Here is a 23,172-nt window from a genome sequence, read left to right on the forward strand (position 1 = left end):
CGCTGCACTGAGGAGCTGTTTATGTCTGCCAGTCCTGAACGCGTCGTGGCCACCGCCGCCACGCTGGAATTGATACACCAGCTGCATCTGCGCTATGGAGAATTACTGTTTTTCCAGTCAGGCGGATGTTGCGATGGCAGCTCACCGCTGTGTTATTCACGTAGTGAATTTCAGATCAGTGACAGCGATGTCTATCTGGGCAGCATAGGCGATGCTCCCTTTTTTATGGGCCAGGAACAATTTGCTTATTGGGAGCATACGCAGCTGATCATCGATGTCGTCGATGGCATGGGTGGGATGTTTTCCCTGGATAATGGAACCGGCAAACGCTTCCTGACCCGCTCGCGCTTATTCAGTGATGAAGAGTTCGGACAACTGATTCTGCCAGCGCGTCCTGCACTCTGATCGATATTGAATAATGCATTCCTGCGCAGTTCAGCCACGCCCTAACTTGCGATAAATCGTATTACGCGAAATACCCAGCATTCTGGCGGCTACCGTGACATTGCCCTTACATTGAGCCAAGGCCTGTTGTATCAATCCCAGTTCCTGAGCGGCCAGACCCGTATCCGACGCAGATGCTGGCGATGCCGGTGTTAAGTCTGCTTGCGCGACAGGCACGATGGATGTGGGCACGACATCTTCCAGAAAATCCTGAGGACAGTGGTGCAGATGGATTTCAGTTTCTCCCTCCGCCAATCGCAAGGCCGTGCGCAGTAAATTACTCAACTGACGGATATTTCCTGGCCACGGATGCTGCTCAAACACCTGCATTAACGCCGGGTGTATACGCATTTGCGGCGCGCCCTCTTGCCGCAGTATACCCGCCACCACTTGTGCCAGATCGCTGCGTTCACGCAGTGCCGGCAACTTCAGTACATAGCCGTTCAAGCGATAATACAAATCTTCACGGAACTGCTTGTTGGCGATCATTTGTTTCAAGGGCTGATTGGTCGCGCAGATGATTTCGATATCGACTTTCACACTGGCTGCTGCGCCCAGCGGCGTCACACTACGCTCCTGCAGTACACGCAACAGGCGCGCCTGCAAATGCAGAGGCATATCGCCGATTTCATCCAAAAACAGGGTGCCGCCATTCGCCTGCAACAGCTTGCCGCGACAGCCTTTTTTACGGGCTCCGGTAAAGGCCCCCTCCTCGTAACCAAACAATTCTGATTCGATCAGTGACTCGGGAATCGCAGCACAATTCACCGCCACGAACGGCCCCTGACAACGTGCTGAAGCCTGATGAATGGCCTGCGCCAGCAAGTCCTTGCCGGTACCTGTTTCCCCGGTAATCATCAAGGGGATACCGCGGTCCATCACTTTACGCAAGCCATTGATCAACGCGGCGATCTGCGCATCACCGCTGGCCAACTGCTGCAGACTCAATCCCTGCGCGGCAGGCAGTTCAGCTTTTTTGAGTGCCATCCCGCTGGCATCCATACTGATTCCGGCTGGCAGCAGCGTCCTCTGTTGCTCATGACACTGAGCATGTACCTTCATCCCATTTGGTAAAGCCAGCGTAATCAGATTGCTGCCACTGCGTCTGCAGGTATCGAGACAGGAAGACAAAGGCATACCAAACAGCGAGCTGAAGGTATGGGTTTGTAAGGCTGAAACCGGTAATCCCAGCTGGAATAAGGCACTGCGGCTGGCGGCCAGAAAACGTCCGTCAGGCGTAAAGCAGGCGATGCCCTCCATCAGCGTCCCCAGAAATTCAGGGCGGCTGTGAAAATGGATTTTGACTGCATTCTGAAATGCCGCGCTAAACATCTGATTTTCTATCATCTGCGCCGACATTCTGACCAGCGCCATCGTATGCCGGTGAAAGTGATGCTGATCGCCAGTCACATCCAACACACCGATGACCTGTCCCTGCGCGTCGAATATCGGCGATGCAGAACAGGTCAGGAACTGATTGGCAAACAGATAGTGCTGATCGGCATGAATCACCGTCGGCGTCTGCGCGGCGATGGCGGTGCCTATCGCATTGGTTCCCTTACTCTGCTCAGACCAGGCCACACCGGGATTCAGTGCGACCTGATCGGCTTTTTCCAGAAAATCTGCATCCCCCAGGGTATGTAGTATCAGGCCGCGTGCATCGGTCAGCACTACCATGTGGTGCGTATTGACGATCTGTTCATACAGGGAGTCCATCACCGGTGCTGCATGACGGAACAGCAAGCGGTTCTGTTCCAGTACCAATTGCAAATCAGCTTTACCCAGGCAGGCATAATCCGGCTGATCCTGCCGCGCCAGCCCAAAAGCGGCGGAGCGCTGATGCGCCAGTTCTATATCTTGCTGAACGTGCACTCCCGGCATCAAGCCCCAGGCGCGTGCTGCATGAGTATCACCAAGCTGTTGCATGTTTGTCTCCTCTTTCAAGGTGATCCCGTATCCGTACCAAGACGCAGGGACTCTGATTCAAGGACTCTAACACCAAACCGTAGTGCATAGAAAAGCAGCTTTGCGGCACCGCACAAATTTCGATTCTCCCTGTGCACTCCTGTCGGCGCAATGCTTTATCGCCAGCAAGACGGCCAGCGTGAAAATCTGGGATAATGCGGAAATTCGTTTTTAAAGGAAACTGCCATGAGCGACGTACAAAGCTGGATCAAAGAAACCGTAACCCAAAACCCTGTTGTGCTGTTTATGAAGGGAACCGCCCAGTTCCCACAATGTGGCTTTTCTGGCCGTGCAGTTCAGTTGTTAAAAGCCTGTGGCACGCAAAATCTGGTGACCGTCAATGTGCTGGAAGATGCCGCTGTGCGTCAGGGCATCAAGGACTTTTCTAACTGGCCGACCATTCCTCAGTTATACATCAAGGGTGAATTCATTGGTGGCTCTGACATCATGAATGAAATGTTCGAAAACGGTGAACTGCAATCCCTGTTGAAAGACTGATTCCATGCCGGCCGCCATTCCCCGCAAACGTCTGATTATCGCCATCACTGGCGCGACCGGAGCGGTGTATGGTGTGCGCCTGCTGCAGATATTGCGCGCACTGCCTGAAGTCGAAACCCATCTGATGGTGTCCGAGGCCGGTGTGCTCAATATTCATCAGGAATTAGACCTCAAGCGCAAAGATGTCGAAGCGCTGGCCGATGTGGTCCACAATGTGCGCGATGTCGGCGCCAGCATTGCCAGCGGCTCCTTCCTGTCCGATGGCATGATCATCGCACCGTGCTCCATGAAAACACTGGCTGCGGTGGCCCACGGCTTATCGGATAACCTGATCACACGCGCTGCCGACGTGGTACTCAAAGAACGCCGTCGTCTGGTGCTGATGGTCAGGGAGACACCGTTTAATCTCGCACACCTGCGCAATATGACCGCAGTCACAGAAATGGGCGGCGTCATTTTCCCGCCGCTACCCGGCTTTTACCAGCGCCCGCAAAGCATAGAAGAAATGGTCGACCACACGGTAGGCCGGGTGCTCGATATGTTCGCTGTCGACCACCAGCTCACACCCCGCTGGGCGGGATTGAAGAGCTGAACCCGCTCTAGCCAAAAAGCCTGGTCTACACCAAACAGAGGGGCTTTTGCTGCCCCCTCCTGATCAGTAATTGCCGGTCACAGATTATTCTTCAAAAATTCCCACTTCGCTTTTTGCAGAGACCAGACCGTCCAGTCGCCGCGTGGGCCGTGGCCCTGGCCAGGGTAGAGTTGCAGGCTGTAGTCTTTGCCATTCTGTATCAGCGCATCGATCAACATGATGGCATTTTGTGGATGGACATTGTCATCCATAGTGCCATGCATGATCAGGATTTTACCGTGCAGATCCTTGGCGGCTTTGAGCACACTGCCCTTGTCATAGCCTTCTTTATTCTCTGATGGCAGGCCCATATAGCGCTCGGTATAGACGCTGTCGTACAGATGCCAGTCAGTCACAGGCGCACCGACAAAGCCCAGCTTCCATGCCTTGCTATGGGTCATGGCATACGAGGTCATATAACCGCCATAACTCCAGCCATTCAGCGCCACCCGGTCCATATCTGCCCATCCTTGCTGCCGCAGCCATTCCAGACCATCGAGCTGATCCTGCAATTCAAGCTGCCCCAGTTTTTTATGAATAGGCCAGGCGCTCGCCACACCTTTATTACTTGCAGAACGGTTATCCAGCACCCACACAATGTAACCTTGCTGAGCAAGGAAATGATGGTAGAGATCATTGCTCCAGCGGTCATTCACCTGTGGCGCCATTGGGCCTGCATACAAGTGCTGATACACAGGGTATTTTTTCTGAGGATTAAAATCGGGGGGCAGATACAGCAGGCTTTCTAATAAAAAGCCATCGCGTGCCTTGATCTGTTGCTGGCTGACTTTAGCCAGCTGTACGCCTTTCATGGACTCGGGCATACCCACATCGTCAATCGCGCGCAATGTCTTACCGCTATCGCTCAGCAAGGCCTGTTTCGGGGTTTGCTTCAGACTGCTCCAGCTATCAAGGAACATGCTGTAGGTCTTGTTCCAGCGTACCTGATGGGTACCGCTATCCTGAGTCAGCCGCTGCTGGGCTTTGCCATCCAGGCCTATGCTGTACACATCATTACCGATAGGATTACGTTCATTGGCAGAAAACAGTATGCGGCCATTTGCTTCATCCACACCATACACTGTGCGCACATCCCAGTCGCCCTTAGTGACAGCATGCTTCAAACGGAATTGCTGGTCGTAGCGATACACATGACGATGCCCGGTGCGATCTGACTCCCAGACGAAGCCACCATCTTTCAGAAAAGTCGGGAAAGGCAGACGCTCAGTCCAGGCCGGGCTGCTTTCATGCACCACCACCTGACTCGCACTGCGCTTAGCATCATACAAACGCAGATCCAGCCAGGTTTGTACCCTGTCCTGCCAGGAAGCCAGCAAACGCCCATCCGGCGTCCAGCCTACCTGTACGATCAGCGTTTCCTTGCCGGGATAAGGATTTTCTGTCCAGGCGATTTTGCCTTCTTTATCGATCACACCTAAACGCACAGTAGGATTCGGATCACCTGCTTTGGGATAACGGGTGCGATCGGTTTTTATAGGCTGTGCGTGATCACCACTCAGGGTGTACACCGGCACTTTACTTTCATCGAAATTCAGGAAAGCCAGACGCTTGGAATCCGGTGACCACCAGAACGCACGCAATTTGCCCCGGCCGTAAATCTCTTCCATATAGACCCAGTCCAGCCGTCCATTGAAATTGGTTTCACTGCCATCATGCGTAAGCCGGGTTTCTTTAGCCGTTGCGATATCGGTGATATACATATCATTACCCTTGAGGTAGGCAACGGACTGATTATCCGGCGATAAAATCGCCTCGTCTTCGACCTGATCCGGGGTATGCGTCAACTCGCGCGCCTGGGATTTTTGGGTATCCAGCAACCATAAATCATTTTTATAGGTGAACAGATAAGCAGTCTGCCCGGGCGTGATCTGTGCACCGAGCTTTTCAGCCAGCACCACTTGCTGCTTTTCTTCTATACCGGCCTGACGCAAGATCTGCACGATATTGCCATCGACCGCGAGTGCCTGTTTTTCCCAGTTGTGCGGATTCACCACGAATAACTGCACCGCACCGTCTTTGATCTGGGTCTCGATCAGCCGGTTTTGCGCATCCCAGGACAGACGCGTCAGCGGACGGGTCTCAAACTTCACTTTCTGCGTCGGGTGATACAGCATCTCCAGACTGAGTTTTCCATCCTGCGCAGCGACATTCATCGCAGCAGTCCATGCAAAAGGCAGGCAAGCCCAAGCCCATATTGATTTCAATTGACACCTCGGTTGAGTGAAAGACAAAGCTGCAGTTGCCCGCAGATAATGGCGGATATGACCAGCGCAGAGCATAATCGTTCCCCGAACCGGACGACAAGCCATTTTCAGCAATGACTAGCGGTGTTGTTATGGCACCGGCAGGAGGCGCAGCGCGCGATTTGATTCGGAATAAAAAGCAGCAGGGAAAAAGAAAAAACCCACCGTTATTGCTAACGATGGGTTTTTATTGGTGCCGGCTGCCGGAATCGAACTGGCTACCTGATGATTACAAGTCAACTGCTCTACCAAGTGAGCTAAGCCGGCGAAAATCGTTTCGATTGTTGCTACATTTTACCGCAGCAGTTCCGAAGACACGTATTATAGGCTACTTTATGATTTTTAGCGAGGGTTTTCCCGGTTTTTTTTGTTCTTTTTCTGTTTCAGTAGCCGTTTCAGTATTTTCGCCGCTGCTCACCGATGCCAGTCCGAGTCCAGAACGCGGCCGTTGCTCCTGCTCATCCAGTTCATTGATCTCTGGCACTTCATCGAGTGAGGCTTCGAATGCCATGCCCTGACCGTTTTCGCTGGCATAGACCGCAATGACGTTTCCGACCGGTACATGAATCTCGCGTGAGACGCCACCGAAGCGGGCTTTGAAGCTCACCGCGTCATTGTCCATTTTCAAACCACTGGTTGCGCCGAAGCTGATGTTCAGCACGATCTCGCCATTACGCACAAACTCCATAGGCACTTGTACGCCAGCTGCGACTTTGACCGCCATATACGGCGTATAGCCATTGTCGGTACACCATTCGTAAATTGCCCGCATAAAATAAGGCTTGGTTGAAGTTTCCTGCATCTGTAGTACCCGCTTGATTTGATATAAAGAGAATCGAAAGTCTGACACAAAAAGTTAAGGCTGACTTTAGAAAAAAGTCAGCCTTAACATATTTCACATCCTGACCAGCCCTGATTAACGGCGCATCACTTTCTCGGATGGCGTCAATGCCTCGATGTAAGCCGGACGCGAGAAAATGCGCTCAGCATATTTCATGATAGGCGCAGCGGTTTTGGACAATTCAATACCGTAGTGATCCAGACGCCACAACAAAGGCGCAACAGCCACGTCCAGCATAGAGAACTCTTCGCCCAGCATGTATTTATTTTTGATAAACAGTGGAGCGAGCTGAGTCAGGCGGTCACGAATCTCGGCACGTGCTTTATCCTGTGCCTTGGCCGATGTCGTGCTCTTATCGTTTTCCAGAGTATGCACGTGAACGAACAACTCTTTTTCGAAATTGAACAGCATCAGGCGCGCACGTGCGCGTTGCAGCGGATCAGCCGGCATCAGTTGCGGATGCGGGAAACGTTCATCAATATATTCATTGATGATATTGGATTCATACAAGATCAGTTCACGTTCGACCAGGATAGGCACCTGACCATAAGGATTCATGGTCGAAATATCTTCCGGTTTGTTGAACAAATCGACATCACGGATTTCGAAATCCATGCCTTTTTCAAACAACACCAAACGGCAACGCTGAGAAAATGGGCAAGTTGTGCCCGAATAGAGAACCATCATTTTTATAGTTCCTTAAAAACGATCAGGGCGAGGCACCTTGACGCACCTCACCCTTGGGATTACTCGTCCGCTTACGACGGAGAAAAACGGACGATCTGAAAAATTCCTGTCAGATGTGAAGCTCTTCACATCAACAAGATACATGCAATTATTTGACCTCTTTCCAGATGGAAGCGTTCAAACGCCATGCAAGTGTCGCTAAAACTGCCATGAAAATCAAGACTATTACACCAAGACGCTTACGGGTATTTTGGGCAGGTTCACCCATCCATTGCAAATATGCAACCAGATCACCGACAGCATTGTCATATTCGGCAGCGCTTAATTTACCAGCAGCAACAGTTTCAAAACCACTGAATTTGTGTACCGACTTTGATGCATCATGTGCATCTTTTTCTTCTACAAACTTGGCAGTACGAACACCTTGCAATTCCCATAATACATGTGGCATACCCACATTCGGGAAGACCAGATTGTTCCAGCCGGTAGGACGGGACTCATCTTTGTAGTAAGTGCGCAGATAAGTATACAACCAATCTGCACCGGTTCCTGCTTCAGATGCTTTCGCTCTTGCGATCACGGACAAATCCGGCGGTACTGCACCGAACCAGGCCTTTGCGTCCTTGGCTGACAAGGTGTTTTTCATCAGATCACCAACTTTTTCCCCTGTGAACAAGAGATTTTGCTTGATCTGATCTTCTGTCAGCCCGATATCGCGCAGGCGATTGTAACGCATTGCGGACGCCGAGTGGCAATTGAGGCAGTAGTTAACAAACAGTTTGGCACCGTTTTGCAGGGCTGCCATATCGGTTGTACGGTCCGGTGCTTTATCCAAAGGATGAGTGGCACCGCTTGCGAGCGCTAATGCTGGAACCAAAGCAACAGCAGCGATCAGTTTTTTAAGTAATTTCATGCTAATTCGTCCTCGCTTAGTTGACTTAGTGAGCGCTGAAAGTCACACGCTTCGGTACAGGCTTAAATGTACCCATCGCACTCCACCATGGCATCAACAGGAAGAAGCCGTAGTAAATCACTGCACAAACCTGCGACACACGTTCGCCTGTCGGTGACGGTGCCTGTACACCGAGGTAGCCCAGGATCACAAAGGCAATCGCGAAAATGATGTACACATATTTGTGCCAGTCAGGGCGATAGCGTATCGATTTCACTGGCGACAAATCCAGCCAAGGCAGGAAAGCCAGGATCACAACAGAGCCGCCGAACAAGACCACACCCCAGAATTTCGCATCCAGTGCGCCAGGCATCATGCCAGCGATCGCGACCAGTGCAATACCTGCAATCGCCATTTTGATGATAGTCGGCAGCTTGGTTTTGATGTAAATGAACGCGACATAGGCTGCGATACCAACCTGCACCACATACAGGAATTCCGAGGTCGTTGCACGCAAGATCGAATAGAAAGGCGTGAAATACCAGGTCGGCGCAATATGTGGCGGCGTTTTCAGCGAATCAGCCGGAATAAAGTTGTTGTACTCCAGGAAGTAACCACCCATCTCCGGCGCAAAGAACACAACCGCGCTGAACAGGGTCAGGAATACCGTCACACCGAAGATATCTTTCGACGAATAATAAGGATGTGATGGGATGCCATCCACCGGATGACCATCAGCACCAATGTTATCCTTGATTTCAATACCGTCAGGATTGTTAGAGCCAACTTCATGCAGAGCGATCAGATGCGCTGCAACCAGACCCAGCAAGACCAGCGGAATCGCAATCACGTGGAAAGAGAAGAAACGGTTCAGCGTTGCATCCGACACCACATAGTCGCCACGAATCCACAGTGACAGATCAGGACCAATGAAAGGAATCGCGCCAAACAGGTTCACAATCACCTGTGCGCCCCAGTAAGACATCTGGCCCCAAGGCAACAAATAACCGAAGAACGCCTCTGCCATCAGGCACAGGAAAATCGCGAAACCAAACAACCAGATCAGTTCACGTGGCTTACGGTAGGAGCCATACATGAAGGCACGGGCCATATGCAGATAAACCACGATGAAGAAAGCCGAAGCACCGGTAGAGTGCATATAGCGCACTAACCAGCCCCAGGGCACATCACGCATGATGTATTCCACCGATGCAAATGCCAGATTCGCATCTGGTTTGTAATGCATGACCAGGAAGATACCGGTCACAATCTGGATCACCAGCACCAGCATCGCGAGCGAGCCAAAGATGTACCAGAAATTGAAATTTTTCGGTGCGTAGTATTTACCCCACTGATCATTCCACAGCTTGGTCAGCGGGAAGCGGGAATCAACCCAGTTCAGTGCGTGCTCAGCTGCAGACGCGTCTGCAGGCAGTTTTTTCTCAACAAATGCCATGATTACGCCTCACCTTTCTCATCTTTACCAATCAGTATCTTGGTGTCCGACAGGAACATATGGCGCGGCACATCCAGATTTTGTGGTGCTGGTTTATTTTTGAATACACGACCAGCCAGATCGAAAGTAGATCCATGGCATGGGCATAAGAAGCCACCTTGCCAGTCATCTGGCAAAGAAGCCTGGGCACCAGCCTGGAACTTAGAACTTGGGGAACAACCGAGGTGGGAACAAATACCGACTGTCACCAGAATTTCCGGATGCTCTTTGCGGGAGCGGCTTTGCTTATCGCAATACTCCGGCATATCCATGGTGTAAGGTTTATTGGATTGCGGATCAGCAACTTTATCTTCGGTCTTGGCCAGACTGGCCAACATTTCCGGTGTCCGCTTGAGAATCCAGACTGGCTTACCACGCCACTCCACCGTTGTCATTTCACCGGTTTTCAAAGCGGAAATGTCCACTTCTACCGGCGCACCAGCCGCTTTCGCGCGCTCTGATGGCTGGAACGTGCTTACCAATGCTCCCGCCGTAGCCAAGCCCGCCACGCCACCTGCCGCGCAAGTGGCGACGAGCAAACCGCGGCGGCCAGAATCGACCTGCTTTTCGTTACTCATACCAACCCCAATCTGTCAAAAGTCAAAACCCGACGACTAGAACTCATTTCATCAATACGAGTCGGAGGTCACACCTCCGGGAACTGACAATACATGCATCAGCACAAACCTGTGCTGTATTGTCAGGCAATCAGTTTTTGGCCAGCACCGCGAACCACAGATACAAGCGCCCCGAATTGCCCTATCCGCACCCACAGCTACGGATGAAATAAGCTCTAACTTCTAGCAACCTTAAATTATAAAGTAGCGGAATATGGTTTTAAAGCAAAAGATCCCCAAACAACAAAAATACGCGATTTTTTAAACATTTTCACTGTTTTTTGACATATTTGGATGCAAAAATGCGAAAAATGTGTTTATTCGGTATTTTCTGGAAAACATCATTAACAATGTCTTTGCGCCAATTTTCTGGCTTGCGCATTAGAATACATCCGTCAAGAAAATCGTGGCATAACTATTAATGGAAAAAGGGAGTTTTTTTATGAGTATGATGCAAGAATTTAAGGCATTTGCTGCCAAAGGCAATGTGATCGATCTGGCGGTTGGTGTGATCATCGGCGCCGCGTTTGGCAAGATTGTGGACTCGCTGGTCGGTGATATCGTGATGCCCGCAATCACCCGTTTATTAGGAGGCGGCCTCGATTTCTCCAACTATTACCTGCCGTTGAATGGCCAGAGCACACAGCTGGCACTGGCGGAAGCCAAGAAATTAGGCGGTGTTATTGCTTACGGCAATTTCATCACTGTTACCGTAAATTTCCTGATACTGGCTTTTGTGATTTTCCAGATGGTTCGCCTGTTCAATAAAATGAAAAAGGATGAACCGGTAGCTGCACCAGCTCCGGTTGTGACACCGGAAGATGTGTTGTTATTACGCGAAATTCGCGACGCATTGAAAAAATAAGTCTGCCTCCGTTTTGTCTCTGCCAAGCAACAGCCAGCGCATTTCATCGCTGGCTGTTGCTTTTTATGGCCTGGAATTTAAAGCTTGCACATCAGACCGGATTGTCGACATCAATAAACTGGTGGGTAATGCCAAACTGCTGCGCTATCCAATCCCCCAGCGCCTGTACCCCATAGCGCTCGGTCGCATGGTGACCACAAGCCAGATAAGCCACGCCAGTCTCACGCGCCAGATGCACAGTGGGCTCTGAAATTTCCCCAGACAGATAAACGCTGGCACCGGCAGCAACTGCGCGATCCAGCATGCTGTGGGCGGCACCGCTGCACCAGGCAATTTGCCCCAATGCCTGTGCCGGGTCGCCAATTAACAAGGGCGTACGGCCAAGCACAGCAGCGATATGGTTCTGCAAGTCACCCACCGTGCGTAGCGCAGTATCGGCAACCTTCCCCAGCCAGCCTATATCGTCATCACCAAAGCGTCCTGTAGGCGTGAAGTTCAACAGACGCGCGAGTTGCGCGTTATTTCCCAATTCAGGATGACTGTCCAGCGGCAAGTGGTAGGCAAACAGACTGATATCGTTTTTCAGCAATACGGCCAGACGCTTGTATTTATGCCCTATCAGCCGCATATCTTCACCACGCCAGAAGTAACCGTGATGTACCAACACCGCATCGGCACCCAGCTCCAGCGCACGCTCCAGTAAGGCCAGGCTGGCTGTCACGCCGGTCACCAGGTGCCGGATTTCAGTTCGCCCTTCCACCTGCAAGCCATTTGGGCAATAATCACGGAAACGATTAACTTGCAGTTCATTTTCCAGTGCTCTGGCCAGTTCATCCCGATTCACACTTTTCTTTTCCATATCTTCCTTATGCGACGTCTTTGGTTGTTATTTGCACAGACTGTGACAGTTGGTCTGGCGATCTGGTTTATTGTAACCACGCTCAAACCTGAGTGGGTACGTTCCGGTTTCAATCCTGCTTTGCAAACCCGGCTCGGTGCTGGCGTCACACTCAAAGAAGCGTTGGTCAGCCAAACACCGGCACAAAATTCCTATCGAGGCGCTGCGGGCAAAGCGATGCCTTCGGTCGTCAATATTTACACATCTAAAGAAGCCAGACGTTCCGGCAATCCTTTGCTGAATGATCCTTTTCTGCGTCGCTTCTTTGGGGATCAGCAAGGGCAGCGCAGCGAACGGCAGGCCAGCCTGGGCTCGGGCGTCATCGTCAGCGCTGAAGGCTATATTCTGACTAACAATCACGTTGTTGAATCCGCTGATGAAATTGAAGTCGCGCTCACCGATGGCAGAAAAGCGCGCGCAAAAGTCGTGGGCACCGATCCTGAGACTGATCTGGCTGTCATCAAAATCGATATGGCCAACTTACCCGTCATCACCCTCGGCAATTCCGATCAGGCGCAGGTTGGCGATGTGGTACTCGCGATCGGCAATCCTTTCGGTGTCGGACAAACCGTGACCATGGGTATCGTTTCGGCACTGGGACGCACCAACCTGGCCGACAGTGCATTCCAGAATTTCATCCAGACCGATGCGGCGGTCAACCCGGGAAATTCCGGCGGTGCGCTGGTGGATGCCAATGGCAATCTGCTCGGTATTAACACGGCAATTTATTCACAAAACGGAGGCTCGGTAGGGATAGGCTTTGCGATTCCTATTTCCATCGCACGACAAGTGATGGAGTCCATCATCAGTCAGGGCCAGGTAGTCCGCGGCTGGATCGGGGTAGAGTTGCAGGACATTACGCCTGAGCTGGCCGACAGTTTTGGCTTAAAAATGAAGTCCGGTGCAATTATCACCGGCGTGGTACGCGATGGCCCGGCATTTAAAGCTGGGATGAAACCTGGCGATATTCTGCTGACGGTAGAAGGTAAAAACGTGTCCAGCACTACAGAGCTACTCAATCTGGTCGCACAGTTAAAACCAGGTAACCACGCAAAAGTCAAAGTATTAAGGAGCAGTTCTGAGCCCACGCTGGATATCGCCATCGGCAAACGTCCTGTCCTTAACCGCGAAGAGTAATGTATGCACCTGATCGATCTCAAAGCATTTCTGAGCGAGCTGGCAGAGAATAATAACCGTGCATGGTTTGTCATGAACAAGCCACGCTACGACATACTGCGTGCCGAATTCGTCCAGTTGGTGACAGGACTGATCGCAGAAATTGCGCGTTTTGATCCAGCGATTGCGGGCTGCGATCCTAAGAAAGCGCTATTCCGGATTAACCGCGACATGCGCTTTTCGCACGATAAGTCGCCTTACAAAACCACCTTCTCTTCTTCCATCGTTCCGAATGGCAGAAAAAAACCCAGCGAAGGTGGTGGTCCGGCCTATTATTTTCAGTTGGATGGAAATGGACGCTTGTTCTTTGCCTGCGGCGAATACATGCCTCCGTCTGACCGCTTGAAAGCGATACGTACACATATCCTGAATGACAGTGCAGGCTTCCAGGCAGTCCTAGCTGACAAGAAGCTCAAGCGTGAATTCGGCAGCTTGCAGGAAGAAGGCAAACTGCAACGCCCGCCTAAGGGCTTTGATGCCAGCCATGCGCTGATTGAATACATCAAATTCAAGAATTTTATGGTCTGGACTGAAGTTCAGATCGAAGGCTGGGACAGCGCCCAGGTCCAGTCTACGCTGGTCAAGGCATTTCAAAGCGCGCAACCGCTGGTGCAGTGGTTACGCGCAGCCTGAACTAGGGCCTGTTAACATTTAAATTGCGAGATGCGTTCAAGCCAAAACGTGGGCTGGCAAGGCGTGTGTCGCCGTCAGGGCTGGTGCCCCTGACAAGACACGCAACGCAGTCCAGCACGGGTTTTGGCTTGAACCCGGAGGGAAAGGGGTAAAACAGCCGCATGGCGTTGTTGCATCCCGCTGACAGTGATCACACTGCTGCGCGGGCTGCGCCTAGCCCTGCAACTGTTTTACCCCTTTCGCACACGTAATCTAAATGTTAACAGGCCCTAGCTTTTCATTTATTGTTCAGCAGCGTCAGGCGCCTGCGTAACACGGACAAATAAGGGCGCAATCAATAGCCCCAGCTCATACAGCAAACACATCGGCACGGCCAGTGAGAACTGGCTGACGATGTCGGGTGGCGTTACGATGGCTGCAATCACAAATGCACCGACGATCACATAAGGGCGGATCGCCTTGAGTTTTTCTATCGATACCAGCCCCATTCTGACCAGCACCACCACCACCACCGGCACTTCAAAAGTCACACCGAAGGCCAGGCACATCGACATAATGAAGTCGAGATAGTTTTCTATATCGGGTGCCACATTAATGGAAGCGGGTGCGAACTCGTTAATGAACTTGAAAACGCGGCCAAACACCAGAAAATAGCAAAACGCGACCCCTGCCAGAAACAGCAGCGAAGACGAGATCACCAAGGGTGCCACCAGGCGCTTTTCATGCGTATACAAGCCTGGCGCAATAAAGGCCCAGGCCTGATACAGTATCCAAGGCAATGCCAGCATGAACGCAATCAGCAATGTCACTTTCATCGGCACCAGGAAAGGGGCGATCACACCGGTCGCTATCATCTTGGAACCGGCTGGCAAGGAGGCCAGCATAGGCTGCGCCAGAAAATCATAGATAGCAGAAGGCCCGGGCCATACCATCAGAACCACGCAGGCGGCCAGCAAGCCATACCCTGCTTTTACCAGGCGGTCACGCAGTTCAACCAGATGAGAAATAAAGCTCTCTTCTGCGCCCTGTTCTTGCTGATCAGTCATGCACCCACCATGGATAAATTCATTTCGTCTGTCATAAAGTCACGTAGGAAAAAACCGCTCAGAAAAAGCTGGCAGGGGGACGGGGTTGCGCACGATGGCGAGCCATGCGTGCGGCACCGGAGCTGATGTGATTACGCTGGCCGTGCCGGTGTTTGTACCAGGCTGGCAACGCAGTGGTTTTGGCCAGGCGCTTGCGACGAAAATCCTTGATCCTGGCATCCTGACGGGCATGACTGAGCGTGGCCGCAGGCGCAATTTGTGCGAGCTCTTCCGGCTCTTCCAGATTGCGTAAACCCGTCTCAGCCTCAGACCAGGATTGCTGCACAGTCTGCTCTACCTGCTGCGCAGCTTGCTCGACATGCTGCTGCATCTTGCGCAACTCCTCGAGTTCTATCTCTTTGCTGACTTCCGCTTTCACATCATTGATATAGCGTTGCGCCCTTCCCAGCAAGGTACCCGCCATGCGGGCCACCTTAGGGAGTTTTTCCGGGCCGATCACGATCAGCGCGACCACGCCTATCAATGCTAATTTGCTGATACCCAGATCTATCATGCACAGTCTCCGGGTAATTGAACGTAAGCTGACACTTTACTGCTTGGTTTTTTCTTTAGCATCGACGTCGATGGTCGATTGCGCAGTCTGCGGAGTGGCAGATTTATCATCCTCACCCTTGACGCCATCTTTAAAACCTTTGACCGCCTTGCCCAGATCAGCGCCCACATTGCCCAATTTTTTGGTGCCGAATACCAGGATCACCACCACCAGAACAATAACCCAATGCCAAATACTGAATGAACCCATTACCTGCTCCTATTGAGAGTCACACTCTCGTGAAAAAATTAATGCTGTCCACGCCAGGCATGCGGACCACCAATGACGTGTAGATGCAAATGATACACTTCCTGGCCACCATCCGGACCAGTATTGATCAAGGTTTTGTAACCTCCCTGCAAGCTGCCATCTGCCTGCAGTACGGGGGCACAGCCATGCTCTGCTGCCAGCTTTGGTGCCAAAGCCAGCAATTTCCCCAGCAGGACAGTATCTTCTGACTTTGCATCGGATAAAGTGCCTATATGACGCTTAGGAATCACCAGAAGATGCACAGGCGCGGCCGGACGGATGTCCTTAAATGCCAGTAAATCATCATCTTCATACACGATGCTGGACGGAATTTGTTTAGCAACGATTTTGCAAAAAATACAGTTATCCACGATTTTCCTAGTCAGATGAGTTGAACATAGCCATGCAAGCTGAGTGTTTAAAGCCTCAGGCATCCTGACGGGATGCTTTTTCCTCTAAACCCGATAAACCCTCACGCCGCGCCAGCTCATCTAATACCTGCTGAGGGCGCAAATCATACTGGGCTAACATGACAAGAGAATGAAACCAGAGGTCGGCACATTCATATAAAACCTGGCTGGCGTCACCGGAAACGCGCGCATCCTTAGCGGCCATGACGGTTTCTGTGGCTTCTTCGCCAATTTTTTTCAGGATGGCGTCGTCACCCTTGCTGAATAATTTAGCGACATAAGAGCTCGCAGGATCGCCACCGTTGGCCAGCTTGCGGCTCTCGATAATGTCGGCCAGCCGCTCCAGTATGCTTTGTTGTACTTCGCTCATTTGTATATGCTTTCCGGATCTTTCAGGACAGGATCGACAGCCTGCCAGTCACCATCATGTAAAGTGCCTTCAAATTTCTGAAAAAAACAGGAATGTCTGCCGGTATGACAGGCGATGCTATCGACCTGTTCTATCTTGAGCAGCACCACATCTTCATCACAATCGAGACGGATTTCCAGCACTTTCTGAACATGACCGGATTCTTCACCCTTGTGCCACAGTTTTTTACGGGAACGGCTCCAATACACGGCCTCCCCCAGTTCCACGGTACGCGACAAGGCTTCGCGATTCATCCAGGCGAACATCAACACATCATTACTGCTTGCTTCCTGAGCGATCACAGGCACCAGTCCCTGATCGTCCCAGCGTACTTTATTGAGCCATTTTGCTGCACTCATAACAACCTCATAGGAATACCCTGCGCCGCCATAAACTGCTTGGCTTCGCCCACAGTATGCTGACCATAATGGAAAATACTGGCGGCAAGCACCGCATCGGCACCGCCCAGTTTGATGCCATCGGCTAAGTCCTGCAAACCACCGACGCCGCCGGAAGCAATCACAGGTATCGACACGGCATCCGATACGGCACGGGTCAGGCCCAGGTCAAAACCAGAGCGTGTGCCGTCTTTATCCATACTGGTCAACAGAATTTCACCGGCACCAAGTGCCGCCATTTTCTGCGCCCATTGCACCGCATCGAGTCCCGTCGCATTACGGCCACCATGGGTAAATACTTCCCATTTTCCGTCAGCGATGCGTTTGGCATCAATCGCCACGACGATGCATTGCGAACCGTATTTATGCGCTGCATCAGCCACCAATTGCGGATTGGTCACAGCAGACGTATTAATGCCGACCTTATCCGCACCGGCATTCAGCAGGCGTCTGACATCGGCAACGGAGCGCACGCCGCCGCCTACCGTTAAAGGAATAAATACCTGGGAAGCAACCGCTTCAATAATCGGCAGGATCAGGTCACGCTCATCGGAAGAAGCCGTGATATCGAGAAAGGTGATTTCGTCCGCGCCTTGCTGATCATAGCGACGCGCGATTTCGACCGGATCTCCGGCATCGCGTAATTCCTGAAAATTAATCCCTTTGACTACGCGTCCGGCAGTTACATCCAGACATGGAATAATACGTTTGGCGAGCGTCATTCGGCCTCATCTTCTTCCGGCAAATCGCCGCTTAATTCGTCGGCGCGCAATTGTGCCGATTCCAGATCCAGCGTGCCCTCGTAAATCGAGCGACCACAGATCACGCCTTCTATGCCTTCGTCCTGCACCGCGCACAGGGCTTCCACATCGGCCAGATTGTGCACACCACCGGAAGCGATCACAGGGATAGAGACGGCCTGCGCCAGCTTAACGGTCGCATCGATATTCACGCCACCCATCATGCCATCGCGTCCGATATCGGTGTAAATAATGGCTTCCACGCCATAGCCTTCAAATTTCTGCGCCAGATCAATCACTTCATGGCCGGATAATTTACTCCAGCCGTCAGTCGCAACCTTGCCATCCTTGGCGTCGATACCAACGATGATCTGGCCCGGAAAGGCACTGCAGGCATCAGCCAGGAAACCCGGATTCTTCACTGCCGCTGTGCCGATAATGATGTAAGACAGGCCATCATCCAGATAGCGTTCTATGGTATCCAGGTCACGGATACCGCCGCCCAGCTGCACCGGAATTTCTTCGGTATCGTTTTCTTCGGCATAGTCACGCACTGCCTGCAGTATTGCTTTAACCGCGCCTTCGTTCTTAGGTTTACCGGCAAAAGCGCCGTTCAGGTCCACCAGATGCAGGCGGCGCGCACCTTGTTTCAGCCAATGCCTGGCCATCTCGGCCGGGTCTTCGGAAAACACAGTGGCTTGGTCCATATCACCTTGTTTGAGGCGTACGCAGTGACCGTCTTTGAGGTCGATAGCAGGAATGAGCAGCATGATGTAAAAAAGTAGGCGTCTAAAAGACTGTAAAAGACTAAAAATTCAGAAATGATTCAGATAATAAAATGCAGACTGTTCTGAGGCTCAGGGCTTCCAGTGTACAAAATTCTTGTACAGTTGCAAGCCTGCTGCAGCACTCTTTTCCGGATGGAACTGGGTGGCGAACAGATTGTCACGTGCCACGGCACAGGTAAAAGCCTGTCCATAGTCAGTCACACCCACCGTGTGCGCCGCGACTTCAGGCTGCGCAAAATAGCTATGCACGAAATAGAAATAGCTTTGGTCCGGAATACCCTGCCATAAGGCATGATCCTGAGACTGTGCGACGCGGTTCCAGCCCATTTGCGGCACCTTAAAGCGCGACCCATCTGCCTGCAGGCGGCCATCGAGCTGGAAGCGTACCACTTTACCCGGCAATAATCCCAGGCCCGGCGTATTTCCTTCCTCGCTCAGATCAAACAGCATTTGTTCACCGACACAGACGCCAAACAAAGGTTTGCTGCGACTGGCTTCCAGTACCGCTTCCTGCACACCGGAATCACGCAGGCTTTGCATACAATCCGGCATCGCGCCCTGACCGGGCAATACGATGCGATCGGCACTGCGAATATCGGCGACGACGCCGGAAATCAGGACCTCAGCTTCGGGAGCAACAGCGCGCAAGGCTTGTGCCACCGAGCGCAAATTGCCCATACCATAATCAACTACAACAATTTTATTCATAATGATGGACCGGTTTCATCCAGCCGGAAAACCGGTATTGAGTCCTGATGTCAGAGAGTACCCTTGGTGGATGGGATAGTACCAGCAGCGCGTTCATCAAGCTCTGTTGCCATGCGCAGCGCACGGCCAAACGCCTTGAACACGGTTTCACACTGATGATGCGCATTGTCTCCACGCAGGTTATCGATATGCAGCGTGACCAGCGCATGATTCACGAAGCCCTGGAAAAACTCACGGGTCAGGTCGACATCAAACTGACCTATCATGGCACGGGTGAATGGGATGTGATAACTGAGACCGGGACGGCCAGAAAAATCGACCACTACCCGCGATAAGGCTTCGTCCAGCGGCACATAAGAATGGCCGTAACGACGTATGCCTTTTTTGTCGCCGACTGCTTTTGCAAACGCCATGCCCAGAGTAATGCCGACATCCTCGACCGTATGGTGTGCATCGATATGTAAATCACCGGTGGCTTCGATATCCAGATCAATCAGACCATGTCTGGCGATCTGGTCCAGCATATGATCGAGGAAAGGAACACCAGTGTGCAGATTCTGCTTACCGCTGCCGTCGAGATTGATGGCGACACGGATCTGGGTCTCATTGGTATTGCGGGTAAGCGCCGCAATGCGTTCTGTTGGCTTAGTCATGTTGTTTCAAGAGATGCTGCAAATGCAGCGAGAAATGAAGCATTTTCTTCTGCAGAGCTGACGGTTACCCGTAAGCAGTCGTGCAGCAGATTATGCATTTTACCTACATTTTTAACTAAAACTTTTTGTTGGACTAATTTCGCGAACACTTGTTCGGCATTCGCAACACGGATCAGCAAAAAATTCGCGGCAGAAGGAAAGACTTGCACACCGGGCAAGGCAGCCAGTGCGGCCGCCAGCGCGCTGCGCTGCTCGCGCAGTATGGCAGCCTGCGCTTCCAGCACCTCCACATGGCGCAGCACAAATTCGGCTGCTGCCTGGCTCAGCACATTGATATTGTATGGGGGACGGACTTTTTCGAATTCCTGCATCAGTTGCGGGTGTCCGGTCATATAGCCCAGCCGCAGGCCGGCCAGTCCCAGCTTGGAGACGGTACGCATGACGACCAGATTCGGGAACTCATCCATTCTGGACATGAACGTGGCGGGCGCAAATGGCTGGTAAGCCTCATCCACTACCACGATGCCGGTATTACCCACTGCGCGCACTATCTGCTCCATCTGTGCAGTATCGAACAAAGTGCCGGTAGGATTATTCGGATAGGCCAGATAAGTGATGGCCGGGCGATGCAGCTGTATCGCTTCCAGCATCGCACTGACATCCAGCGTCAGATCAGCATGGCATGGCACGCCGATAAACTCCAGCCCGGCTAATTTGGCCGACATCGCATACATCACAAAGCCAGGCACGGGAGCCAACACCTTGGCGCCAGGACGCGCGCACGCGACCGACATCATCGCGATCAATTCGTCCGAGCCATTACCCAGCACGACAGGACGTCCAGCCGGCACGCCCAATTTGTCAGCGATCAGTTGCTTCAATTGCTGATAAGACGGTACCGGGTAGCGATTCAATGCCACTTGCGATAAATGCTGCGCCAGCTCTTGCTGCAAAGCGGGCGGTAAAGTAAACGGGTTTTCCATCGCATCGAGCTTCAGAAAGCCGTCTGCATCAGGAACATGATAGGCTGCCAGGGCAGCAATTTCAGGACGGATCACATCCGCCGCAGGGAAAGCGCTCAATCTCGACTCCAACTCATACAGGCATACATTAAGACATTTACAGTGCATCAGGCGCGACAGGTATAGCCGCAATCACGCTCCGTCTCAGGCAGACAGCTCATGCGCCATACCGGCAGCCAGACGTTTCTCTATCATTGCGCAATAGTCAGGATTTAACTCAAAACCGACGTAATCACGCCCACAACGTTGTGCCGCAACGGCAGTCGTGCCGCTGCCCATGAAGGGATCGAAGACTACACCGCCGGGTGGGCAAGAAGCCTTGATCATACGCTCTATGATTTCGAGCGGTTTTTGGGTGGGATGGTCTTCCCGTTCTGCATGTTCGCGATGCAAACGCGACACACTCCATACATCTTTAGGATTAAACCCCAGTTCCAGCCATTTTGCGCCCTCGAAAATCTTACGGCTGCGCGCTTTTTTGGTGGCGGCATCGTAAGGAATCCGGATCGCATCCAGGTCAAAATAATAGTCTTTTGCCTTCGCAAAAAAACCGATAGTGTCATGCACCGATGAATACTTCCTGACTGTACCACCCATCGATGGTACGCGCCGGTCCCAGATGATTTCATTGAGCATGGTCATACGCTGTTTGAGCATCACGAACACTTCCGGCGAATAACGCCAGGTCAGAAAAATATACAGGCTGCCATTTGGCTTCAGCTTAGGCAGTGCCGCATCCACCCATTGCGTCATCCAGTCCAGATAGGCGGCTGATTCCAGCTTATCAGAGTCATTGCCGTAATCCTTGCCCAGTCCATAAGGGGGATCTGCCAGCAGCAAATCCACACTGGCATCAGGAATGCGTGCCATGCCCTGCAGGGCATCTTCGCAAAAAATCCGGTTACGCCAGGTCTCAGTCATGGAAAATTCCAGCGCTTCACTTCAGACGCAGTTCGGCACTGCGGGCATGTGCCTGCAATCCCTCGCCGTAAGCCAGTTCTGCTGCCACTTTGCCCAGTGTCTGCGCACCCTGCTCACTCACATGTATCATGGATGAACGCTTCTGAAAATCATAGACGCCCAGTGGCGACGAGAAGCGTGCGGTGCGCGAAGTCGGCAATACATGATTTGGCCCGGCGCAATAATCACCCAGCGCTTCGGATGAGTAGCGGCCCAGGAACATCGCACCGGCATGACGTATCTGATCGGCCCATTGCTGCGGCTGCTCCGCCGAGATTTCCAAATGCTCAGCTGCGATACTGTTGGCGATTTCGCAGGCCTGCTGCATATCCTCAACTTTAATCAGGGCGCCACGATTCGCGAGCGAAGTACAGATCACTTCCTGACGCGGCATCTGCGGCAAGAGCTTGATGATGCTGGCCTGCACCGCTTCGATATACGCCTCGTCCGGGCATAACAGGATGGACTGCGCCAGTTCATCATGCTCAGCCTGAGAAAACAAATCCATCGCCACCCAGTCAGGGTCCGTGCTGCCATCGCATAACACCAGGATTTCCGATGGACCGGCGATCATATCAATACCGACCGTGCCAAATACCCGACGCTTGGCGGCTGCCACATAGGCATTACCGGGACCGACGATTTTATCTACCTGAGGAATGGTGGCCGTACCATAGGCCAGCGCGCCAACTGCCTGCGCACCACCGATCGTGAATACGCGGTCTACACCGGCAATCGCGGCTGCAGCCAGCACCAACGGGTTTTGTACGCCATCCGGAGTCGGCACCACCATGATGATTTCGCCGACGCCGGCTACTTTGGCCGGAATCGCATTCATCAATACCGAAGAAGGATATGCCGCTTTACCGCCCGGTACGTAAATACCGACGCGATCGAGTGGCGTGACTTTCTGGCCCAGCACCGTGCCATCCGCCTCGGTATAGCTAAAACCGGCAGAACCACATTCCTGCTTCTGACGTTCATGGTAAGCACGTACCCGTTGTGCTGCAGTTTCCAGCGCCAGCCGGCGCTCCGGCGTGAGTGAGTCCAGTGCCTGCTGCAAAGCCTGCTGACTCAGTTCCAGATCAGCCACACTGCTGGCCTGCAAGCGGTCAAAGCGATTAGTCGCTTCCAGCACAGCGGTATCACCACTGGCTTTCACGCTGGCCAGTATCTGCGCCGCAGCGCGGTCGATGGCCTCGTCTTCACTGGCTTCAAAGGCGAGCAGAGAAGACAGGCGGCTTGCAAAATCCGGGTCCGATGCGTCGAGTCGGGTAATCAGTGATGCCAT

Annotated in this window: 27 protein-coding genes and 1 tRNA gene; 6 read left to right on the forward strand and 22 right to left on the reverse strand. The window is 52.4% G+C overall.

Annotated elements, in window-relative coordinates:
• The first annotated feature begins 21 nt into the window (after window positions 1-21).
• A complete protein-coding gene (locus EYB48_RS03540) occupies window positions 22-405 on the forward strand; it encodes a DUF779 domain-containing protein (RefSeq protein ID WP_162018940.1) in 384 nt (127 codons plus the stop codon).
• A 30-nt stretch (window positions 406-435) separates the two neighbouring features.
• Here the strand turns inward: EYB48_RS03540 and EYB48_RS03545 are convergent, their stop codons facing one another.
• Window positions 436-2,370: a sigma-54-dependent Fis family transcriptional regulator gene (locus EYB48_RS03545; protein WP_235934889.1), complete on the reverse strand. Its 1,935-nt coding sequence runs from the start codon at window positions 2,368-2,370 to the stop codon at window positions 436-438.
• Between the two features lie 225 nt (window positions 2,371-2,595).
• Between EYB48_RS03545 and grxD the strand changes: the two genes are divergently transcribed.
• On the forward strand, window positions 2,596-2,907 hold the full coding sequence (grxD, locus tag EYB48_RS03550; protein ID WP_162018941.1) for a Grx4 family monothiol glutaredoxin: 312 nt from the start codon (window positions 2,596-2,598) through the stop codon (window positions 2,905-2,907).
• 4 nt (window positions 2,908-2,911) lie between these two features.
• On the forward strand, window positions 2,912-3,499 hold the full coding sequence (locus EYB48_RS03555) for a UbiX family flavin prenyltransferase (RefSeq protein WP_162018942.1): 588 nt from the start codon (window positions 2,912-2,914) through the stop codon (window positions 3,497-3,499).
• A 77-nt stretch (window positions 3,500-3,576) separates the two neighbouring features.
• Here the strand turns inward: EYB48_RS03555 and EYB48_RS03560 are convergent, their stop codons facing one another.
• The 7 genes from EYB48_RS03560 to petA all read right to left on the reverse strand — a co-directional run bounded on the left by EYB48_RS03560 (window position 3,577) and on the right by petA (window position 10,295).
• Window positions 3,577-5,712 (reverse strand): S9 family peptidase, encoded by a 2,136-nt coding sequence (locus tag EYB48_RS03560; RefSeq protein ID WP_162018943.1) that lies wholly within the window; start codon window positions 5,710-5,712, stop codon window positions 3,577-3,579.
• A gap of 281 nt (window positions 5,713-5,993) precedes the next feature.
• Window positions 5,994-6,069: transfer RNA gene (locus EYB48_RS03565), tRNA-Thr, on the reverse strand.
• Window positions 6,070-6,130: 61 nt separating this feature from the next.
• Window positions 6,131-6,604 (reverse strand): ClpXP protease specificity-enhancing factor, encoded by a 474-nt coding sequence (locus tag EYB48_RS03570; RefSeq protein WP_162018944.1) that lies wholly within the window; start codon window positions 6,602-6,604, stop codon window positions 6,131-6,133.
• A gap of 114 nt (window positions 6,605-6,718) precedes the next feature.
• Window positions 6,719-7,330 (reverse strand): glutathione S-transferase N-terminal domain-containing protein, encoded by a 612-nt coding sequence (locus tag EYB48_RS03575; RefSeq protein WP_162018945.1) that lies wholly within the window; start codon window positions 7,328-7,330, stop codon window positions 6,719-6,721.
• 148 nt (window positions 7,331-7,478) lie between these two features.
• Window positions 7,479-8,243: a cytochrome c1 gene (locus tag EYB48_RS03580; RefSeq protein WP_162018946.1), complete on the reverse strand. Its 765-nt coding sequence runs from the start codon at window positions 8,241-8,243 to the stop codon at window positions 7,479-7,481.
• Between the two features lie 25 nt (window positions 8,244-8,268).
• Complete coding sequence (locus EYB48_RS03585) at window positions 8,269-9,681, reverse strand: cytochrome b (RefSeq protein WP_162019416.1); 1,413 nt, start codon at window positions 9,679-9,681, stop codon at window positions 8,269-8,271.
• Window positions 9,681-10,295 (reverse strand): ubiquinol-cytochrome c reductase iron-sulfur subunit, encoded by a 615-nt coding sequence (gene petA / locus EYB48_RS03590; RefSeq protein WP_162018947.1) that lies wholly within the window; start codon window positions 10,293-10,295, stop codon window positions 9,681-9,683. Before petA ends, EYB48_RS03585 begins: the two co-directional genes overlap by 1 nt.
• 481 nt (window positions 10,296-10,776) lie before the next feature.
• On the opposite strand from petA, the gene mscL reads away from it, so the two are divergent.
• A complete protein-coding gene (gene mscL / locus EYB48_RS03595) occupies window positions 10,777-11,199 on the forward strand; it encodes a large conductance mechanosensitive channel protein MscL (protein WP_162018948.1) in 423 nt (140 codons plus the stop codon).
• A 91-nt stretch (window positions 11,200-11,290) separates the two neighbouring features.
• On the opposite strand, the gene EYB48_RS03600 is transcribed toward mscL, so the two are convergent.
• A complete protein-coding gene (locus tag EYB48_RS03600) occupies window positions 11,291-12,058 on the reverse strand; it encodes a Nif3-like dinuclear metal center hexameric protein (RefSeq protein WP_162018949.1) in 768 nt (255 codons plus the stop codon).
• A gap of 9 nt (window positions 12,059-12,067) precedes the next feature.
• Between EYB48_RS03600 and EYB48_RS03605 the strand changes: the two genes are divergently transcribed.
• Together EYB48_RS03605 and EYB48_RS03610 are read left to right on the forward strand one after the other, a co-directional pair.
• On the forward strand, window positions 12,068-13,234 hold the full coding sequence (locus EYB48_RS03605; RefSeq protein ID WP_162018950.1) for a Do family serine endopeptidase: 1,167 nt from the start codon (window positions 12,068-12,070) through the stop codon (window positions 13,232-13,234).
• A gap of 3 nt (window positions 13,235-13,237) precedes the next feature.
• Window positions 13,238-13,906, forward strand: coding sequence for a DUF2461 domain-containing protein (locus EYB48_RS03610; RefSeq protein ID WP_162018951.1), 669 nt, complete (start codon window positions 13,238-13,240; stop codon window positions 13,904-13,906).
• Between the two features lie 281 nt (window positions 13,907-14,187).
• Here EYB48_RS03610 and tatC read toward each other — a convergent pair whose 3' ends face one another.
• The 13 genes from tatC to hisD form a co-directional block, all read right to left on the reverse strand.
• Window positions 14,188-14,952 (reverse strand): twin-arginine translocase subunit TatC, encoded by a 765-nt coding sequence (tatC, locus tag EYB48_RS03615; RefSeq protein WP_162018952.1) that lies wholly within the window; start codon window positions 14,950-14,952, stop codon window positions 14,188-14,190.
• Window positions 14,953-15,010: 58 nt separating this feature from the next.
• Window positions 15,011-15,505: a Sec-independent protein translocase protein TatB gene (gene tatB, locus EYB48_RS03620; protein ID WP_162018953.1), complete on the reverse strand. Its 495-nt coding sequence runs from the start codon at window positions 15,503-15,505 to the stop codon at window positions 15,011-15,013.
• Window positions 15,506-15,541: 36 nt separating this feature from the next.
• Window positions 15,542-15,754 (reverse strand): Sec-independent protein translocase subunit TatA, encoded by a 213-nt coding sequence (tatA, locus tag EYB48_RS03625; protein WP_162018954.1) that lies wholly within the window; start codon window positions 15,752-15,754, stop codon window positions 15,542-15,544.
• 38 nt (window positions 15,755-15,792) lie between these two features.
• Complete coding sequence (locus tag EYB48_RS03630; RefSeq protein WP_162018955.1) at window positions 15,793-16,164, reverse strand: histidine triad nucleotide-binding protein; 372 nt, start codon at window positions 16,162-16,164, stop codon at window positions 15,793-15,795.
• Between the two features lie 55 nt (window positions 16,165-16,219).
• Entirely contained in the window at window positions 16,220-16,573 is a 354-nt protein-coding gene (locus EYB48_RS03635; protein ID WP_162018956.1) for a phosphoribosyl-ATP diphosphatase, read from the reverse strand.
• On the reverse strand, window positions 16,570-16,971 hold the full coding sequence (hisI, locus tag EYB48_RS03640; RefSeq protein WP_162018957.1) for a phosphoribosyl-AMP cyclohydrolase: 402 nt from the start codon (window positions 16,969-16,971) through the stop codon (window positions 16,570-16,572). Before hisI ends, EYB48_RS03635 begins: the two co-directional genes overlap by 4 nt.
• Window positions 16,968-17,732 (reverse strand): imidazole glycerol phosphate synthase subunit HisF, encoded by a 765-nt coding sequence (gene hisF, locus EYB48_RS03645; protein WP_162018958.1) that lies wholly within the window; start codon window positions 17,730-17,732, stop codon window positions 16,968-16,970. The genes hisI and hisF overlap by 4 nt, the downstream gene beginning before the upstream one ends.
• Window positions 17,729-18,520 (reverse strand): 1-(5-phosphoribosyl)-5-[(5-phosphoribosylamino)methylideneamino]imidazole-4-carboxamide isomerase, encoded by a 792-nt coding sequence (gene hisA, locus EYB48_RS03650; RefSeq protein ID WP_162018959.1) that lies wholly within the window; start codon window positions 18,518-18,520, stop codon window positions 17,729-17,731. Before hisA ends, hisF begins: the two co-directional genes overlap by 4 nt.
• Before the next feature lie 87 nt (window positions 18,521-18,607).
• On the reverse strand, window positions 18,608-19,246 hold the full coding sequence (gene hisH / locus EYB48_RS03655; RefSeq protein WP_162018960.1) for an imidazole glycerol phosphate synthase subunit HisH: 639 nt from the start codon (window positions 19,244-19,246) through the stop codon (window positions 18,608-18,610).
• Between the two features lie 50 nt (window positions 19,247-19,296).
• Window positions 19,297-19,899: an imidazoleglycerol-phosphate dehydratase HisB gene (gene hisB, locus EYB48_RS03660; protein ID WP_162018961.1), complete on the reverse strand. Its 603-nt coding sequence runs from the start codon at window positions 19,897-19,899 to the stop codon at window positions 19,297-19,299.
• Window positions 19,896-20,981 (reverse strand): histidinol-phosphate transaminase, encoded by a 1,086-nt coding sequence (hisC, locus tag EYB48_RS03665; RefSeq protein WP_235934891.1) that lies wholly within the window; start codon window positions 20,979-20,981, stop codon window positions 19,896-19,898. Before hisC ends, hisB begins: the two co-directional genes overlap by 4 nt.
• 84 nt (window positions 20,982-21,065) lie before the next feature.
• Window positions 21,066-21,842, reverse strand: a complete 777-nt coding sequence (locus EYB48_RS03670; protein ID WP_162018962.1) for a DNA-methyltransferase — start codon at window positions 21,840-21,842, stop codon at window positions 21,066-21,068.
• A 16-nt stretch (window positions 21,843-21,858) separates the two neighbouring features.
• Window positions 21,859-23,172, reverse strand: coding sequence for a histidinol dehydrogenase (gene hisD / locus EYB48_RS03675; protein ID WP_162018963.1), 1,314 nt, complete (start codon window positions 23,170-23,172; stop codon window positions 21,859-21,861).

The sequence above is a fragment of the Cognatundibacterium crateris genome (assembly GCF_010078235.1).
Lineage (GTDB): Bacteria > Pseudomonadota > Gammaproteobacteria > Burkholderiales > Burkholderiaceae_D > Undibacterium > Undibacterium crateris.

Bases quoted from the DNA above. Each gene is read 5' to 3' on its own strand.
- EYB48_RS03540 (WP_162018940.1), top strand. From the start codon at position 22: ATGTCTGCCAGTCCTGAACGCGTCGTGGCCACCGCCGCCACGCTGGAA.
- EYB48_RS03545 (WP_235934889.1), bottom strand. From the start codon at position 2,370: ATGCAACAGCTTGGTGATACTCATGCAGCACGCGCCTGGGGCTTGATG.
- grxD (WP_162018941.1), top strand. From the start codon at position 2,596: ATGAGCGACGTACAAAGCTGGATCAAAGAAACCGTAACCCAAAACCCT.
- EYB48_RS03555 (WP_162018942.1), top strand. From the start codon at position 2,912: ATGCCGGCCGCCATTCCCCGCAAACGTCTGATTATCGCCATCACTGGC.
- EYB48_RS03560 (WP_162018943.1), bottom strand. From the start codon at position 5,712: ATGAATGTCGCTGCGCAGGATGGAAAACTCAGTCTGGAGATGCTGTAT.
- EYB48_RS03570 (WP_162018944.1), bottom strand. From the start codon at position 6,604: ATGCAGGAAACTTCAACCAAGCCTTATTTTATGCGGGCAATTTACGAA.
- EYB48_RS03575 (WP_162018945.1), bottom strand. From the start codon at position 7,330: ATGATGGTTCTCTATTCGGGCACAACTTGCCCATTTTCTCAGCGTTGC.
- EYB48_RS03580 (WP_162018946.1), bottom strand. From the start codon at position 8,243: ATGAAATTACTTAAAAAACTGATCGCTGCTGTTGCTTTGGTTCCAGCA.
- petA (WP_162018947.1), bottom strand. From the start codon at position 10,295: ATGAGTAACGAAAAGCAGGTCGATTCTGGCCGCCGCGGTTTGCTCGTC.
- mscL (WP_162018948.1), top strand. From the start codon at position 10,777: ATGAGTATGATGCAAGAATTTAAGGCATTTGCTGCCAAAGGCAATGTG.
- EYB48_RS03600 (WP_162018949.1), bottom strand. From the start codon at position 12,058: ATGGAAAAGAAAAGTGTGAATCGGGATGAACTGGCCAGAGCACTGGAA.
- EYB48_RS03605 (WP_162018950.1), top strand. From the start codon at position 12,068: ATGCGACGTCTTTGGTTGTTATTTGCACAGACTGTGACAGTTGGTCTG.
- EYB48_RS03610 (WP_162018951.1), top strand. From the start codon at position 13,238: ATGCACCTGATCGATCTCAAAGCATTTCTGAGCGAGCTGGCAGAGAAT.
- tatC (WP_162018952.1), bottom strand. From the start codon at position 14,952: ATGACTGATCAGCAAGAACAGGGCGCAGAAGAGAGCTTTATTTCTCAT.
- tatB (WP_162018953.1), bottom strand. From the start codon at position 15,505: ATGATAGATCTGGGTATCAGCAAATTAGCATTGATAGGCGTGGTCGCG.
- tatA (WP_162018954.1), bottom strand. From the start codon at position 15,754: ATGGGTTCATTCAGTATTTGGCATTGGGTTATTGTTCTGGTGGTGGTG.
- EYB48_RS03635 (WP_162018956.1), bottom strand. From the start codon at position 16,573: ATGAGCGAAGTACAACAAAGCATACTGGAGCGGCTGGCCGACATTATC.
- hisI (WP_162018957.1), bottom strand. From the start codon at position 16,971: ATGAGTGCAGCAAAATGGCTCAATAAAGTACGCTGGGACGATCAGGGA.
- hisF (WP_162018958.1), bottom strand. From the start codon at position 17,732: ATGACGCTCGCCAAACGTATTATTCCATGTCTGGATGTAACTGCCGGA.
- hisA (WP_162018959.1), bottom strand. From the start codon at position 18,520: ATGCTGCTCATTCCTGCTATCGACCTCAAAGACGGTCACTGCGTACGC.
- hisH (WP_162018960.1), bottom strand. From the start codon at position 19,246: ATGAATAAAATTGTTGTAGTTGATTATGGTATGGGCAATTTGCGCTCG.
- hisB (WP_162018961.1), bottom strand. From the start codon at position 19,899: ATGACTAAGCCAACAGAACGCATTGCGGCGCTTACCCGCAATACCAAT.
- EYB48_RS03670 (WP_162018962.1), bottom strand. From the start codon at position 21,842: ATGACTGAGACCTGGCGTAACCGGATTTTTTGCGAAGATGCCCTGCAG.
- hisD (WP_162018963.1), bottom strand. From the start codon at position 23,172: ATGGCATCACTGATTACCCGACTCGACGCATCGGACCCGGATTTTGCA.